We start from the raw sequence: 13,346 nt of genomic DNA, 5'->3' as shown, positions 1-13,346 counted from the left end.
CCCCGCTCCCCCCGGCCGGCTCCCGGGTGTGCGGGGCGCCGCCCGCACGCCCGGGGCGCGTCACCGGGTCATGCGCCGGGGGCCCGCCAGTGCGGATCGCGGCCGGTCAGCGCCAGCGCCCGTTCGAAAGGGCCGGCCCCCTCCGGCACGGGGTGCGGCTCGCCGAACACCTTCGCCTCCCTGGCCATCGGCGCCATCGCGGCCAGCGCGGGGCCGATCTCGTCCAGCACGGACGCGTCCGGTGCGAAGTCCTGGCCGGTGGCCCGCGCGAGGTCCCAGGCGTGGACGGTCAGATCACCCAGCACCATGTTCCCGACGGTCCTGGCCGGCAGCCCCATGGCCCCCGCGGTGCCCTCCTCCGCGCCGGGCACGGCCCAGGCCGCCACCAACTTGTCGGTCTCCTCGGCGAAACGGGCCCGCCAGTCCCCCGTCACGACGTCCGGCGTCCCGCCGAAGTCGGCCGGCTCCCGGGCCGCGAGCGCCTGGAAGTTGACGACCACTTGGAAGAGGTGGTTGATCAACGCCCGTACGTCGTACTCCGCGCAGGGCGTGGGTGCTTCGAGGCTGCTGTCGTCGATCCCGTTCAGCACCGGCACGGCCCGTTCGGCGGCCGCCCCCAGCAGTTCGCTCATCTTCTTCATCCGCCGACCCTGCACGCCGTGGCGGCCCGGCGCTTGAAGAAACGCGTCATCGTCCACGAAAAGATCCGCACGCCTCGAAGCACGCCATAAAATCGCCACCATGGCCGGTCCTCGACGTGACACCCGGGGCATCGTCGACGCCCCCGAACTCTTCGCGCAGGTACGTTTCCGCCGCCGCGAACCCGCCGCCGGACTCCGGCCGTACCTGGAGCACTACTGGCTCATCGACTGGGACCTGTCGCAGCCGTACGCCTCCCACCTGGTGCCGCACCCGTCCGTGAACCTGGTCTTCCAGCGGTACGAGCACGAGGCCGACTTCGCGGAGGTCTCGGGCATCGGGCTGGAGCTCTTCACGCAGAAGCTGGAGGGCCGGGGCCGGGTCTGCGGCGTGCAGTTCCGGCCCGGCGGGTTCCGGCCGTTCGCACCGGACCGGCCGGTCGTGCAGTGGACGGGCCGACGGCTGCCCGCGGACGAGGTGTTCGCCCCGCCCGTCCCGCCGTCGGCCGTGCTCGACCCGGCGGACGAGGACGAGCGGGTGGCGGCGCTCGACGCGTACCTGCTGGCGCTCGCGCCCCGGCCGGACCCGCAGGCCGAACGCGCGATGGCCCTGGTCGACCTGGTGCGCACGGACCGCACGGTGCGTCGCGTCGACGAACTCGCCCGTGTCGGGGAGCTGTCCCCGCGCTCCCTCCAGCGACTCTTCTCGGCGTACGTCGGCGTCGGACCCAAGTGGGTCATCCTCCGCTACCGGATCCACGAGGCGCTGGAACGGGCCGAGTCGGACCCCGGGGTGGACTGGGCGGCGCTCGCCGCCGAACTCGGCTACAGCGACCAGGCCCATCTGATCAGGGACTTCACGGCCACCGTCGGGGTGTCCCCGACGGCGTTCGCACCGCGCTGAACACCATCGTCCGGGCCCGGCCCGTCCGGCCCATCAGGCACATCCGCCCTGCCGGGCCCACCGGGCCGACAGGGCGGGCCGGTCCGCCGTCCCGCACTCAGTCCGAGTCGAGGACCTTGTCGAAGTTGAACGCGACGATGTCCAGCCGCTCCCGCAGATAGAAGCGGTGGGCGTCGGTGCGGTGCGTGCCCGAGTCCAGGCTGAGATGCCGGCAACCGGCCTCCCTGGCCCGCTCCTCCAGGTGCCCGAGGAGACTCCGGCCGACCCCGGTGGAGCGAGCGTCCTCGGTGGTGACCAGGTCGTCGACGTACAGCATCCGGATCTGGCTGGTGTTGTCGACGACGCGCCACCCGGCCGCGCCCACGCAGACGCCCCGGTCGTCGTAGGCGGCGCTGAACCGCAGACCCTGCCCGTACCCCCGCTCGTACACCTCCCGGAAGAGGTCCTCGGTGAGGTGGGTACGGAGTTCGCGCAGGACGGGGAGCAGGTCGTCGGCCAGTGCGGCGTCGCCGGGTTCGAGGTCGATGATCTTCATGAGGGACATGGGGGAACTGTAGGCGCGCCCGCTCCCGTCCCCGCTCCCGCCTTCGCCCGTCCTCGCCCCCGCCCCGTGCGTCCGCCACGTCCGCCGCGCCCCGAAAGCGTTTGACGACCGGGGGCTCTCCCAGGATATTTATCTGCGTCGCGCAACTTATGCGCACCGCAGTCATATCTTCGGAGAAGAGGTTCCTTCGTCATGCTCACTCTCGTCACCGGCTGCCGCGGCCGTGTCGGCTCCGCGCTCGTCCCGCTGCTGCTCCGCGCCGGGCACTCCGTCCGCGCCGCCTCGCGCGCCCCCGAACAGCTCTCCGGGCCGGCCGCCGCGCTGCCCGCCGACGTGCCGGTCGTGGCCTGCGACCTCGGCGACCCGGCCACCTTCCCGGCCGCCCTCGCCGGGGTCGACTCCGTCTTCCTCTACGCCGAACCCTCCGGCATCGACGCCTTCCTCGCCGCGGCCGAGGCCGCCGGGGTCGAGCACATCGTGCTGCTCTCCTCCAGCTCGGTCCTCGCCCCCGACGCCCCGGGCAACCCGATCGCCGCCTCCCACCACGCGGTGGAACAGGCCCTGATCGCCTCGCCCCTCACCACGACACTGTTCCGCCCCGGCGTCTTCGCGACCAACGCCCACCAGTGGTCGCGCTCGGTACGGGAGCACGGCTCCGTCGACCTCCCCCACCCCCGCAGCCACAGCAGCCCCATCCACGAGATGGACCTCGCCGAGGCGGCCCTCGCCGCTCTCACCGAACCCCGTCCACAGGGCGCGGCGTACCACCTGACCGGCCCCGAATCGCTCACCGCCACCGAGCAGATCGACCTCCTGGCGGCGGCGTCCGGGCACCCCATCGCCGTCAACACCGTGTCCGGGGAGGCGTGGAAGGAGTCCATGGCCGCGTTCGCGCCCGAGCCGATCGCCGATGCGCTGCTCGCGTACATGGCGGAGTCGGAGGACTCACCGGCCGCGGTGACCGACGAGGTCGAGAAACTGACCGGCCGCCCGGCCCGCACCTTCGCCGCCTGGGCCGAGGAACACGCCGACGCCTTCCGCCCCTGAACGCCCCGGCCGTTCCGGGCGCTCCGGACGTTCCAGGTGCTCCGTACGTTCCGGGTACCCCAAGGGCCCGGAACACCCGGGGGGTCCGGCGGCTCGGGACGACCCAGCACTGCCGTCCGGATCACATTCCGAGTTGCCGCACGACGCGGCAACTCCCCAAAACCTTCTGCGCAACGCAACCAATGCGCTGCGCAGCAACATCACTCATCGGAGAACCATGCTCACCGTCGCCGTCACCGGAGCCACCGGAGCCCAGGGCGGGGCCACCGCCCGCGCCCTGCTCGCAGCCGGTCACCGGGTGCGCGCGCTCACCCGCCGTCCCGGCTCACCCGCCGCCGACGCTCTGCGCGGCCTCGGTGCCGAGGTGCGCCACGCCGACTTCGACGACCGCCGCTCGCTTGAGGCCGCCCTTACCGGGGCGGACTCCCTCTTCGCGGTGACCACCCCGTTCGGCACCGACACCGCCACCGAAATCCGTCAGGGCATGGCCCTCGTCGATGCCGCGGCAGAGGTCCGCCTCGGGCATGTCGTGTTCACCTCCGCCGCCCACGCCGACCGGGGCACCGGTGTTCCGCACTACGAGAGCAAGCACCTGGTCGAGCAGCACCTGCGTACGGCCGGGGTGCCCTGGACGGTGATCGCCCCGGCGGCGTTCATGGACAACTACGCCAGCGGCTGGACCCTCGACGGACTGCGCGACGGCTCCTTCGCCTGGCCCATGCCTGGAGACCGGCCCCTCACGCTCATCCCCGCCTCGGACATCGGCGCGTTCGCCGCGCTGGTACTGCAGCGCGGCGACGAGTTCGCCGGTCGCCGTATCGACATCGCCTCCGACGAGCACACCCCGAACCAGATGGCAGAGATCCTCGCGACCGCCATCGGTCGCCAGGTCGCCCACCAGGAGGTACCCCTGGCCCACGTCCGGACCCGGTCGTCCGACCTGGCAGCCATGTTCGAGTACTTCACCGCCGTCGGCCTCGACGTCGATGTCACTTCGCTGCGACGCGACTACCCCGAAGTCGGCTGGCACAGCTTCACCGACTGGGCCGTCGCCCAGGACTGGTCCACACTCCTGTCCGCGGCGCCCGCACATCAGTGACATCCTCCGGCCGCAGTTGCGAAGCGGGCAGGGCAGGTCGGGCTTCGCCCGGCCGAACATCTGGCGCTTGAGGATCTTGATCCGGTTGACGTGGCCCTCGACCGGGCCGGAGTCCCCTCACTCGAAACCCCCTGGCCGACCCGACCGGGCCGATGACATGCTGACGAGGTGAACGGCCCGGAGATCCACCTCGAAGTCGCCCCCGAACTACGCCTTTTCGTCGCCCATGAACGTCGCCGGGGGCGCACGGCCGTGGTCACCGACGGCTCCTCCACCCTCGGCCACGTGGTGGAGTCCCTCGGCATCCCGCTCACCGAGGCCGGGCAGATCCTGGTGGACGGCCGCCCCGTCCCGGTCTCGCACATCCCGGGGGCGGGCGAACTGGTCGAGGTGCGTGCCGTGGAGCGCCCCCAGCACGTTCCGGGCGCACCCCTGCGATTCCTGCTCGACGTCCACCTCGGCACACTCGCCCGGCGGCTGCGGCTGCTCGGCGTGGACGCCGCGTACGAGAGCGAGGACATCGGCGACCCCGCACTGGCCACCCGCTCGGCGCAGGAACGCCGCGTGCTGCTCTCCCGGGACCGCGGACTGCTGCACCGGCGGGAGCTCTGGGCCGGGGCGTACGTCTACAGCAATCATCCGGAGGAGCAACTCCGCGACGTGCTGGAGCGGTTCGCCCCGCACCTGGCCCCGTGGACCAGGTGCACCGCCTGCAACGGCCCGCTGAGGAGCGCCGACAAGGACAGCGTCAGCGGCCGGCTGGAGCACGGCACCCGGCAGTCGTACGACGTCTTCGCGCAGTGCACGGAGTGCGACCGCGTCTACTGGCGGGGCGCCCACCACACCCGGCTGGAGGCGATCGTCACGAAGGCGCTCCAGGAGTTCGCCCCGGCCTCCGTCACTCCTGCGGACAACGCCTGACGCCCTCGCCCGCCGGGCCCGCCCCGCTCTCCGGGTCCGCCCCGCCGTCATCGGCATCCGTGCCGTCATCGGCGTCCGTGCCGCTGCCGGTGTCCGTGTCGCCGCCCGGGGCCGCCGTTCCGCTCCCGGTGTCCGGCGCGGCGGTGCCCCGCCGCAACACCTCGACCTGGCGCGCGCTCAGCTCGACCGTCCGCCGCATGTGGGCGATGAGCAGGGCCACTTCGTCGTCGTCGTACGCCTCGAACATCTCCGCCCAGGCGCCGCTCAGCCGCTTCCACACGGCGCCGACCTCCGCCATCCGCTCCGGCACGGGCGCGACGAGCACGCGTCGCCGGTCGACCGTGTCGCGCTCGCGCGTCACGTAGCCGCCCCGTTCCAGCCGGTCCACCAGCCGGGTCGCCGACCCCGTGGTGAGCCCGGTCAGCTCCGCGATACGACCGGTGGTGACCGGGGCCTCCTCCAGTCCGAGCAGGTTGATGCACTGCAGATCGGTCGGGTGGAGCCGCAGGTGGTCCGCCACGGCCTGGTTGAAGAGCGTGTACGCGGCCATGTACCGCCGCGACTCGACGGTCAGCTCGGCCATCAGCGCACGACGGCGGGGCTGGTGCTTCTGCGACATGGAGAGAGTGTACGAATCGGGCAACGCCCTTCCCCGCCGGACGGGCCCTACGGCTTCTCGGCGGTCAGGTAGCGCTGGACGGTGGGCGCGAGCCAGGCGATCACTTCCTCGCGCGACATCTCCGCGGCGGGCGCGAACCGCAGCACGTAGCGCGTGAGCGCCATTCCCAGTATCTGCGAGGCGACGAGCGCCGCACGGTGGGACGCCTCGGCCGGATCGGGGCAGACGCCGACCGTGACCGGCCCTATCTGCTGGGCGAAGACCTCTCTCATCCGCTCCGCACCGGCCTCGTTGGTGACACCGACCCTCAGCATCGCCGTGAGCACGTCGTCGCCCTCCCAGCGGTCCAGGAAATGCGCCACGAGGGCCGCTCCGACGTGCTTGGCCGGCAGCGCCCCCAGCTCGGGCAGCCGCAGATCGATCGAGGAGGCGGCGACGAACAGCCCCTCCTTGTTGCCGTAGTAGCGCATGACCATCGACGGGTCGATGCTCGCGTCCCGGGCGATGGCCCGGATGGTGGCGCGCTCGTACCCGTCGGCGGCGAACCGCTCGCGCGCGGCGGCGAGGATCGCGGCCTTGGTGGCGTCCGAACGGCGGGGGGCGGCGGCGGGCTTCGTCATGCCAACAAATGTAGGCCAACAAGCGTTGACATGCCAATCACGCCGGAGTTACCGTTGCCAACAAGCGTTGACCAACGGTTGTTGGCACGAAGGTGACGGCCGGTGACAGCCGGCTACCGCTGATGAACGGGCCCAGGAGGCAGTCATGACCACCAACCCGAGCACCGCACCCGAGACCGTCGACGTACTCGTCGTGGGCGCCGGCCCCACCGGCCTGCTGCTCGCGGGGGATCTCGCCGCCCAGGGCGTCTCCGTCACGCTCGTGGAGCGCCGCCCGCTCCGGACGAACAACATGACGCGCGCCTTCGCCGTGCACGCCCGCACGCTCGAACTGCTCGACAACCGCGGCCTGGCCGACGAGCTGATCGGGACGGGCACCCCCATCACCTCCCTGCGCTTCTTCGGCGCGCTCTCGATCGACCTCTCCCGGCTGCGCACCCGCTTCCCCTTCGTGCTGATCACCCCGCAGTACGAGGTGGAGCACCTGCTGGAACGCCGGGCCCGCGCCGCCGGCGTCCGCTTCCGGTACGAGACGGAGCTGACCGGGCTCCACCAGGACGCCGGGTCCGTCACCGCCGAGCTGCGCGAGCCGGACGGCGGCCGGTCCGCCCTCACCGCCCGCTATCTCGTCGGCACCGACGGGATGCGCAGCCCCGTGCGCCACGCGCTCGGACTCCCCTTCCCCGGCAGGTCCGTGATCCGGTCGATCGTCCTCGCCGACGTCCGGTTCGCCGAGGAGCCCACCTCCGTCCTGACGGTCAGCGGCGGGGGAGACGCCTTCGCCTTCATCGTCCCGTTCGGGGACGGCTGGTACCGCGTGATGGGGTGGGACCGCACGCACCAGCCCGCCGACAGCGACCCCGTCGAGCTCGACGAGATGCGCGAGATCGCCCGCCGCGCCCTCGGCACCGACTACGGCATGCACGACGCGCGCTGGATCTCCCGCTTCCACAGCGACGAGCGCCAGGTGCCCGCCTACCGCACCGGCCGGGTCTTCCTCGCGGGCGACGCCGCCCACGTCCACTCGCCGGCGGGCGGCCAGGGCATGAACACCGGCCTCCAGGACGCCGCCAACCTCTCCTGGAAGCTCGCCGCCGTGCTGCGGGGACACACGGCCGACCCGGAGGCGCTCCTCGACAGCTACCAGACGGAGCGGCACCCGGTCGGTACGAGGGTGCTCCGCTCCAGCGGCGCGATCGTCCGCCTCGCCATGGCCCACACCCCGCTCCAGCGGGCGGCCAGAACCGTCGCCGCCAAGATGCTGTCCGGCGTCCGGCCCGCCTCCGACAAGCTCATCGGCATGATCTCCGGCATCTCGATCGCCTACTCGGCCCCACGCGGCGCGCACCCCCTCACCTCGAAGCGCGCCCCCGACCTGAGCCTGCGGGAGGGCCGGCTGCACCAGCTGCTGCGCGACGGCGCGTTCGTCCTCGTCACCCCGGCCGACGTCACCGCCCCGGCGTCACCGGCCCCGTTGGTGCACGCCCACTGGCAGGGCGAGCGCGACACCACCCTGCTCGTCCGCCCCGACGGCTACATCGCCTGGGCGGGCGACCACGCCGACCCCGCGGCCCTGCGGTCCGCACTCGCCCGGTTGGCACCGGCCGCCGGGAACAACCGGGCCCGGTGAACACCCGGGGCCGGTGGCCGGCGGGTGCGGCCGGCGGGCGACCGGGGCCGACGAACGCCCGAAGTCGGCGGGTGCCCGTGGGCGCCCGGTCCGGGGCGGCGCCCGAAGGTCAGAAGACGTACTCGTCTCCGGTGGCCGGAGCCAGCACCTCGTGGTCGTTGTTGCGGAGGTTCCGGTCGGTCGCCCCGCCGTTCCACAGCGTGTCGATCCGTACGACGACCTCGTCCGGCTTCCCCGCGAGCTGCAGTTCGAACGCGAACTGCCGCCCCCTCGCCTCCTCCGCCCCGTCGGCGCGCAGCTCGCCCGTCCGGCACAGCACGGTCTGCCGACCGGTCTGCATGCAGTTCTCCGGGAGCTCCTGCCGCCCGACGAGCGGCACCGACGTCCGCACGCGCACGGTCACGTCCGCCAGGTTCGACGGACCGCGGTTCTCGGACCGCATCCAGACCCCGAGCCCCGAGCCCCACAGCAGTACATGCCCGTGGTGCGACACATCGGCCTCCGGGGCGACGGCGGTCCCGGGACCGGGACCGGGACCGGGGACGGCACCGGGACCGGGGACGGCGGCCGTCGCGCCCGCGGTGGCCGGCGCGGCGCCCGCGCCCAGCATCGCCATCGCGACCAGTACCAGCGCCGCGGCTTTTCTACGGGTCACTACCATGCCCCGAAGATACAGATAGACCCGAATTATCCTTATTTACCGATCGGTTCGGCGCGCGCCTTCCCCTCGTCCGGCCCATCCCCACCCACCGTTCGCCCCGCCCCGCGTCCGCCCGGCGCCCGTCCCGGACCCGCGTCCATCCACTGACACGTTTCGAACCGCTGATCCGCGCCTGCCTATCCTGGCCGCGTCATAGATCGTCCGCCCGAGGAGTCCGCCATGGCCGCCACCCCGATCGCCGTCATCACCGGAGCGAGCAGCGGCATCGGCGCCGCGACCGCCCGCCAACTGGCCGCCGCCGGCCACCGCGTCGTACTGACCGCCCGCCGCAAGGACCGCATCGAGGCGCTCGCCGAGGAGATCAACGGGGCGGGCCACCAGGCCACGGCCTACGCCCTGGACGTCACCGACCGCGCCGCGGTGGACGAGTTCGCCACCGCGTTCCGCACCCTCGCCGTCCTCGTCAACAACGCGGGCGGGGCGCTCGGCGCCGACCCCGTCGCCACCGGCGACCCCGCCGACTGGCGTCAGATGTACGAGACGAACGTCATCGGCACGCTCAACGTCACCCAGGCCCTGCTCCCCGCGCTCACCGCGAGCGGCGACGGAACGATCGTGGTCCTCTCCTCCACCGCGGGCCTCGGCACGTACGAGGGCGGCGGCGGTTACGTGGCCGCCAAGCACGGCGAGCACGTACTGGCCGAGACGCTCCGCCTGGAGATCGTCGGCACCCCGGTCCGCGTCATCGAGGTCGCCCCCGGCATGGTCAGGACGGAGGAGTTCGCCACCACCCGCTTCCGCGGCGACACCGAGAAGGCCGCCAAGGTGTACGCGGGCGTCGACGAGCCCCTCACCGCCGACGACGTGGCCGACACCATCACCTGGGCCGTCACCCGGCCCAGTCACGTCAACATCGACCTCCTGGTCGTCCGCCCCCGCGCCCAGGCGTCCAACTCCAAGGTCCACCGCACCGGCTGACCCGGACGGAGACACGGGAAGGCCCCGGACACACCACCCGCGTCCGGGGCCGACATGCGCGACAGGGCCCACCATGAGCCCGGGACGGGGCCCGCGGCCGGGGTCCGTGAGAACGACCCGGCGCGGCGCCCGTACCCGGTGCTCAGCCCTTCACGCACACCACCTGCTTGAGCTTGGCGACGACCTCCACCAGGTCCCGCTGCTGCTCGATGACCTGCTCGATCGGCTTGTACGCGGCCGGGATCTCGTCCACGACGCCGGAGTCCTTGCGGCACTCCACACCCCGCGTCTGGTCCTCCAGGTCGCGCGTCGAGAAGCGCCGCTTCGCGGCGTTCCGGCTCATCTTCCGACCCGCGCCGTGCGAGGCCGAGTTGAAGGACTTCTCGTTGCCGAGGCCCTTCACGATGTACGAACCGGTGCCCATCGACCCCGGGATGATCCCGAAGTCCCCGGAGCCCGCACGGATCGCGCCCTTCCGCGTGACCAGCAGGTCCATGCCCTCGTACCGCTCCTCCGCCACGTAGTTGTGGTGGCAGGAGATGACCGGCTCGAAGGTCACCTTGGCCTTCTTGAACTCCTTGCGGACCACGTTCTGGAAGAGGGCCATCATGATGGCGCGGTTGTGCTTCGCGTACTCCTGCGCCCAGAACAGGTCGTTGCGGTAGGCCGCCATCTCCGGGGTGTCGGCGACGAACACCGCCAGGTCGCGGTCGATCAGATCCTGGTTGTGCGGCAGCTTCTGCGCCTCGCCGATGTGGAAGTCGGCCAGCTCCTTGCCGATGTTCCGCGACCCGGAGTGCAGCATCAGCCAGACCGAACCCGCCTCGTCGAGGCAGAACTCGATGAAGTGGTTGCCCGAGCCGAGCGTCCCCATCTGCTTCGTGGCCCGTTCCTGACGGAACCTGACCGCCTCGGCCACACCGCCGAACCGCGTCCAGAAGTCGTCCCAGCCCGGCGCACGGAAGCCGTACAGCCGGTCGGGGTCCACGGCGTCGTCGTGCATCCCGCGGCCCACCGGAATGGCCTGCTCGATCTGCGACCGCAGCCGGGACAGGTCGCCCGGCAGGTCGTTGGCCGTCAGCGAGGTCTTCACCGCGGACATCCCGCAGCCGATGTCCACGCCCACCGCCGCCGGACAGACCGCACCGTGCATCGCGATCACCGAGCCGACCGTCGCGCCCTTGCCGAAGTGGACGTCCGGCATGACCGCCAGCCCCTTGATCCAGGGCAGGGTGGACACGTTGCGCAGCTGCTGCATGGCCGAGTCCTCGACCGAGGCCGGGTCGGCCCACATGCGGATCGGGACCTTCGCGCCCGGTACCTCTACATACGACATAATCCCTCGATTCCCCCGAAAAGTCTGAAAGCGCAAAACCGGTGCCAAGGTCGGCAAACGAGTCGGTCGACCGGCATTCACAGCGGCGCGTGCGATACACATTGTCTCCACCGGTCGCCATCGAGCGGCAACCGTTTTTCGCACGAAGGGAGCCCAGGGCCGTGCGACGAATGGCCTACGTACCCGGCGCCGCACTGCTGGCAGCGCTCGTCGTCGGTTGCAGCGCCGACACCGGAACCGGTGGTTCCGCAGCCGACAGCAAGCCGGGCGAGGCGACCGAGGCCGTGGCGGCCCCCGGCAAGTACCGCACCCTCCCCGAGCCGTGCCGCGCGGTCACGTCGTCCACGCTCAAGGACCTGCTCCCGGGCTCCGCCGAACTCTCCGAGGAGCAGCAGAAGAAGGTGTACGGGGGCACCGCCACCGTCACCTACGACACCGACCGCCGGGTCGGCTGCCGCTGGAAGTCGGAGGACCACTCCTCCTCGCGCACCCTGTTCATCGACTTCGAGCGGGTCGTGTCCTACGACCCCTCGGTGAGCGACGACGACCGCGCCGACGAGGTGTACACGGAGAAGGTGACCGCCGCCGGTCTCTCCTCGCCCTCCGCCTCCGCGACCCCCGACAACGCGGAGAAGCAGACCCCCTCCGACTCCTCGGGCTCCTCCGACGCCGACGACGGCGCCACCGGACCCGAATCCGGCGCGGAGTCCGGCGCGGCCTCGCACCCCCTGTCCGGCCCGCCCTCCGGGAAGGGCGACGCCCACGGCCACGACACGGACGCCGACGACGCGAAGACCGACGATCCGAAGGCCGACGACGGCGGGACCGACGGGGCCGAGGACGACGGCGGCGGGACCGACGGGGCCGAGGACGGCGACGGCGGGACCGACGGGGCCGAGGACGGCGGCGAGGACCTCCGGCCGCGCACGCTCGACGACCTCGGGGACAGCGCGTTCCTGAACGATCTGCTCACCCGGGCCGGTTCCACCGCGCAGCACCGCACGGTCAGCGTGGTATTTCGCACATCGAACGTCATCGTGACCGTCGAGTACACCGAGCAGCCGACCGTCTCCACCGTGGTCCCCGACAGCAAGGAACTGCAGGAGAAGGCGCAGGCACTGGCCCGGAACCTGGTCGAGGAGTTCGACGAGTAGCCCCGCCCCGGAAGCCTCCCGACCGGTCCCGCCCGCGGTCTCCGCGTCCCCGGCCGAGGCGGCATCCGGCCCCGGTCCGTCGTACCGTGGCCCTCCGGAACCTCCGGTCCGACCGCCTGTCCGACCGACCGCCCGACCGCCCGGCAGCCCACCCGCCGCGCCACCCGAGTGAAGGAACCATGCACCGTTCAGCCCCGCGACTCACCCGCATACTCGCCTGCGCCGCCGTTCCGGTGATGCTCGTCGTCGCCGGCTGCTCGTCGGACTCCGGCGACAAGGACAAGAAGGAGTCGGGCTCCTCGGCATCCGCTTCGACGGCCCCGAAGAAGAAGGAACCGACCGTCGAGCCCGCGAAGTTCTCCTCGCTGCCCGACGACCCGTGCAAGTCGATCACCAAGAAGACGATCACCTCCCTGGTGCCCGACGCGAAGTCCAAGAACGGCACGGCCGCCACGTCCAGCGACGTCTCGTACCGCACGGGCTGCTCGTGGAACGGCCTCGACGACAAGGGCGTGAAGGGCTCCCAGTACCGCTGGCTCGACGTCGGCTTCACCCGCTTCGACTCCGACCAGACCCTGGGCAGCGGCGCCGAGCGCGCACGGCAGGACTTCACGAAGCAGGTGGCGAAGGCCAAGGACACCGCGAACGCCAAGAAGGTCGCCGAGGCGCCCGTCAACGGCATCGGCGAGCAGGCCACCAAGGTCACCTACGAGCTCACCAAGACGAGCGAGGACTTCAAGTACGCGACGATCGTGGCCCGTACGGGGAACGTCGTCGTCACCCTCACCTACAACGGCGCCGGTTACGCGGGCGCGAAGGCCCCGTCCGCCGAGGACATCCTGAAGGGCGCCGAGAAGGCCGCCAAGGAAGCGGTGGCCTCGGTGGCCGCCGCCGACGAGCCGGACCCGTCCAAGTCGGCCGACACGAACGGCTCCACGACCTCCGGCGGCTCCTCGGGCAAGGACGACGACGACTCGGACAGCAAGCCGAAGAGCCGGAAGACCTCGGCCAACAAGTCGTCCACCAAGAAGACCACCTGAGCCACCCCGACGGGCCCGCCGGGCGCCCGAACCCCCCGGCCACGAGCGGTTTCACGGAGCCCGGCCCTCCCCCGGGGGCCGGGCTCCCGCCCCTCCCCGCGCAACACGCCGCACCCCGATGTGCCAGGCTGTGCCCGCCGGAGGGCACCGCGGGC

13 protein-coding genes and 1 pseudogene are annotated in these 13,346 nt (G+C 72.0%); 8 read left to right on the top strand and 6 right to left on the bottom strand.

Going from position 1 to position 13,346, the window contains the following annotated elements; genetic code table 11:
* Nucleotides 1-68 precede the first annotated feature (68 nt).
* Nucleotides 69-641 carry a TIGR03086 family metal-binding protein gene (locus tag ABZZ04_RS27020; protein WP_356934812.1) on the bottom strand — a complete coding sequence of 191 codons (573 nt, stop codon included), beginning with the start codon at nucleotides 639-641 and terminating at the stop codon, nucleotides 69-71.
* Nucleotides 642-741: 100 nt separating this feature from the next.
* Between ABZZ04_RS27020 and ABZZ04_RS27015 the strand changes: the two genes are divergently transcribed.
* On the top strand, nucleotides 742-1,542 hold the full coding sequence (locus tag ABZZ04_RS27015; RefSeq protein ID WP_356934811.1) for a helix-turn-helix domain-containing protein: 801 nt from the start codon (nucleotides 742-744) through the stop codon (nucleotides 1,540-1,542).
* Nucleotides 1,543-1,639: 97 nt separating this feature from the next.
* On the opposite strand, the gene ABZZ04_RS27010 is transcribed toward ABZZ04_RS27015, so the two are convergent.
* On the bottom strand, nucleotides 1,640-2,077 hold the full coding sequence (locus ABZZ04_RS27010; protein ID WP_356934858.1) for a GNAT family N-acetyltransferase: 438 nt from the start codon (nucleotides 2,075-2,077) through the stop codon (nucleotides 1,640-1,642).
* A gap of 201 nt (nucleotides 2,078-2,278) precedes the next feature.
* Here ABZZ04_RS27010 and ABZZ04_RS27005 point away from each other — a divergent pair, with 201 nt between their 5' ends.
* The 3 genes from ABZZ04_RS27005 to ABZZ04_RS26995 all read left to right on the top strand — a co-directional run bounded on the left by ABZZ04_RS27005 (nucleotide 2,279) and on the right by ABZZ04_RS26995 (nucleotide 5,153).
* The gene (locus ABZZ04_RS27005) at nucleotides 2,279-3,133 is read left to right on the top strand and encodes an NAD(P)H-binding protein (RefSeq protein WP_356934810.1); all 855 of its coding nucleotides are present in this window, start codon (nucleotides 2,279-2,281) and stop codon (nucleotides 3,131-3,133) included.
* A 217-nt stretch (nucleotides 3,134-3,350) separates the two neighbouring features.
* Complete coding sequence (locus tag ABZZ04_RS27000; protein WP_356934809.1) at nucleotides 3,351-4,232, top strand: NmrA/HSCARG family protein; 882 nt, start codon at nucleotides 3,351-3,353, stop codon at nucleotides 4,230-4,232.
* A 168-nt stretch (nucleotides 4,233-4,400) separates the two neighbouring features.
* Nucleotides 4,401-5,153, top strand: coding sequence for a Mut7-C RNAse domain-containing protein (locus ABZZ04_RS26995; protein WP_356934808.1), 753 nt, complete (start codon nucleotides 4,401-4,403; stop codon nucleotides 5,151-5,153).
* 145 nt (nucleotides 5,154-5,298) lie between these two features.
* Here the strand turns inward: ABZZ04_RS26995 and ABZZ04_RS26990 are convergent.
* Nucleotides 5,299-5,772 (bottom strand): annotated as a pseudogene (locus tag ABZZ04_RS26990) (MarR family transcriptional regulator); the annotation flags it as partial.
* A 47-nt stretch (nucleotides 5,773-5,819) separates the two neighbouring features.
* Nucleotides 5,820-6,392, bottom strand: a complete 573-nt coding sequence (locus ABZZ04_RS26985; protein WP_356934807.1) for a TetR family transcriptional regulator — start codon at nucleotides 6,390-6,392, stop codon at nucleotides 5,820-5,822.
* Nucleotides 6,393-6,537: 145 nt separating this feature from the next.
* Between ABZZ04_RS26985 and ABZZ04_RS26980 the strand changes: the two genes are divergently transcribed.
* Nucleotides 6,538-8,022, top strand: coding sequence for an FAD-dependent monooxygenase (locus ABZZ04_RS26980; protein ID WP_356934806.1), 1,485 nt, complete (start codon nucleotides 6,538-6,540; stop codon nucleotides 8,020-8,022).
* A gap of 109 nt (nucleotides 8,023-8,131) precedes the next feature.
* Here ABZZ04_RS26980 and ABZZ04_RS26975 read toward each other — a convergent pair whose 3' ends face one another.
* Nucleotides 8,132-8,683 (bottom strand): hypothetical protein, encoded by a 552-nt coding sequence (locus tag ABZZ04_RS26975; protein ID WP_356934805.1) that lies wholly within the window; start codon nucleotides 8,681-8,683, stop codon nucleotides 8,132-8,134.
* A gap of 219 nt (nucleotides 8,684-8,902) precedes the next feature.
* On the opposite strand from ABZZ04_RS26975, the gene ABZZ04_RS26970 reads away from it, so the two are divergent.
* Nucleotides 8,903-9,661: an SDR family NAD(P)-dependent oxidoreductase gene (locus ABZZ04_RS26970; protein ID WP_356934804.1), complete on the top strand. Its 759-nt coding sequence runs from the start codon at nucleotides 8,903-8,905 to the stop codon at nucleotides 9,659-9,661.
* A 142-nt stretch (nucleotides 9,662-9,803) separates the two neighbouring features.
* Here the strand turns inward: ABZZ04_RS26970 and ABZZ04_RS26965 are convergent, their stop codons facing one another.
* Entirely contained in the window at nucleotides 9,804-10,997 is a 1,194-nt protein-coding gene (locus ABZZ04_RS26965; RefSeq protein ID WP_356934803.1) for an RtcB family protein, read from the bottom strand.
* 170 nt (nucleotides 10,998-11,167) lie between these two features.
* Between ABZZ04_RS26965 and ABZZ04_RS26960 the strand changes: the two genes are divergently transcribed.
* Nucleotides 11,168-12,151 carry a DUF3558 domain-containing protein gene (locus ABZZ04_RS26960; protein ID WP_356934857.1) on the top strand — a complete coding sequence of 328 codons (984 nt, stop codon included), beginning with the start codon at nucleotides 11,168-11,170 and terminating at the stop codon, nucleotides 12,149-12,151.
* Nucleotides 12,152-12,330: 179 nt separating this feature from the next.
* Nucleotides 12,331-13,191, top strand: coding sequence for a DUF3558 family protein (locus tag ABZZ04_RS26955; protein WP_356934802.1), 861 nt, complete (start codon nucleotides 12,331-12,333; stop codon nucleotides 13,189-13,191).
* The last annotated feature ends 155 nt before the right edge of the window (nucleotides 13,192-13,346 follow it).

Origin of the sequence: Streptomyces sp. NPDC006435 (genome assembly GCF_040612315.1) — a bacterium.
Lineage (GTDB): Bacteria > Actinomycetota > Actinomycetes > Streptomycetales > Streptomycetaceae > Streptomyces.
Note: the sequence above shows the minus strand (reverse complement) of the source record. Positions and strands in the feature narration are given on the sequence as shown.

Bases quoted from the DNA above. Each gene is read 5' to 3' on its own strand.
- ABZZ04_RS27020 (WP_356934812.1), bottom strand. From the start codon at position 641: ATGAAGAAGATGAGCGAACTGCTGGGGGCGGCCGCCGAACGGGCCGTG.
- ABZZ04_RS27015 (WP_356934811.1), top strand. From the start codon at position 742: ATGGCCGGTCCTCGACGTGACACCCGGGGCATCGTCGACGCCCCCGAA.
- ABZZ04_RS27010 (WP_356934858.1), bottom strand. From the start codon at position 2,077: ATGAAGATCATCGACCTCGAACCCGGCGACGCCGCACTGGCCGACGAC.
- ABZZ04_RS27005 (WP_356934810.1), top strand. From the start codon at position 2,279: ATGCTCACTCTCGTCACCGGCTGCCGCGGCCGTGTCGGCTCCGCGCTC.
- ABZZ04_RS27000 (WP_356934809.1), top strand. From the start codon at position 3,351: ATGCTCACCGTCGCCGTCACCGGAGCCACCGGAGCCCAGGGCGGGGCC.
- ABZZ04_RS26985 (WP_356934807.1), bottom strand. From the start codon at position 6,392: ATGACGAAGCCCGCCGCCGCCCCCCGCCGTTCGGACGCCACCAAGGCC.
- ABZZ04_RS26980 (WP_356934806.1), top strand. From the start codon at position 6,538: ATGACCACCAACCCGAGCACCGCACCCGAGACCGTCGACGTACTCGTC.
- ABZZ04_RS26975 (WP_356934805.1), bottom strand. From the start codon at position 8,683: ATGGTAGTGACCCGTAGAAAAGCCGCGGCGCTGGTACTGGTCGCGATG.
- ABZZ04_RS26970 (WP_356934804.1), top strand. From the start codon at position 8,903: ATGGCCGCCACCCCGATCGCCGTCATCACCGGAGCGAGCAGCGGCATC.
- ABZZ04_RS26965 (WP_356934803.1), bottom strand. From the start codon at position 10,997: ATGTCGTATGTAGAGGTACCGGGCGCGAAGGTCCCGATCCGCATGTGG.
- ABZZ04_RS26960 (WP_356934857.1), top strand. From the start codon at position 11,168: ATGGCCTACGTACCCGGCGCCGCACTGCTGGCAGCGCTCGTCGTCGGT.
- ABZZ04_RS26955 (WP_356934802.1), top strand. From the start codon at position 12,331: ATGCACCGTTCAGCCCCGCGACTCACCCGCATACTCGCCTGCGCCGCC.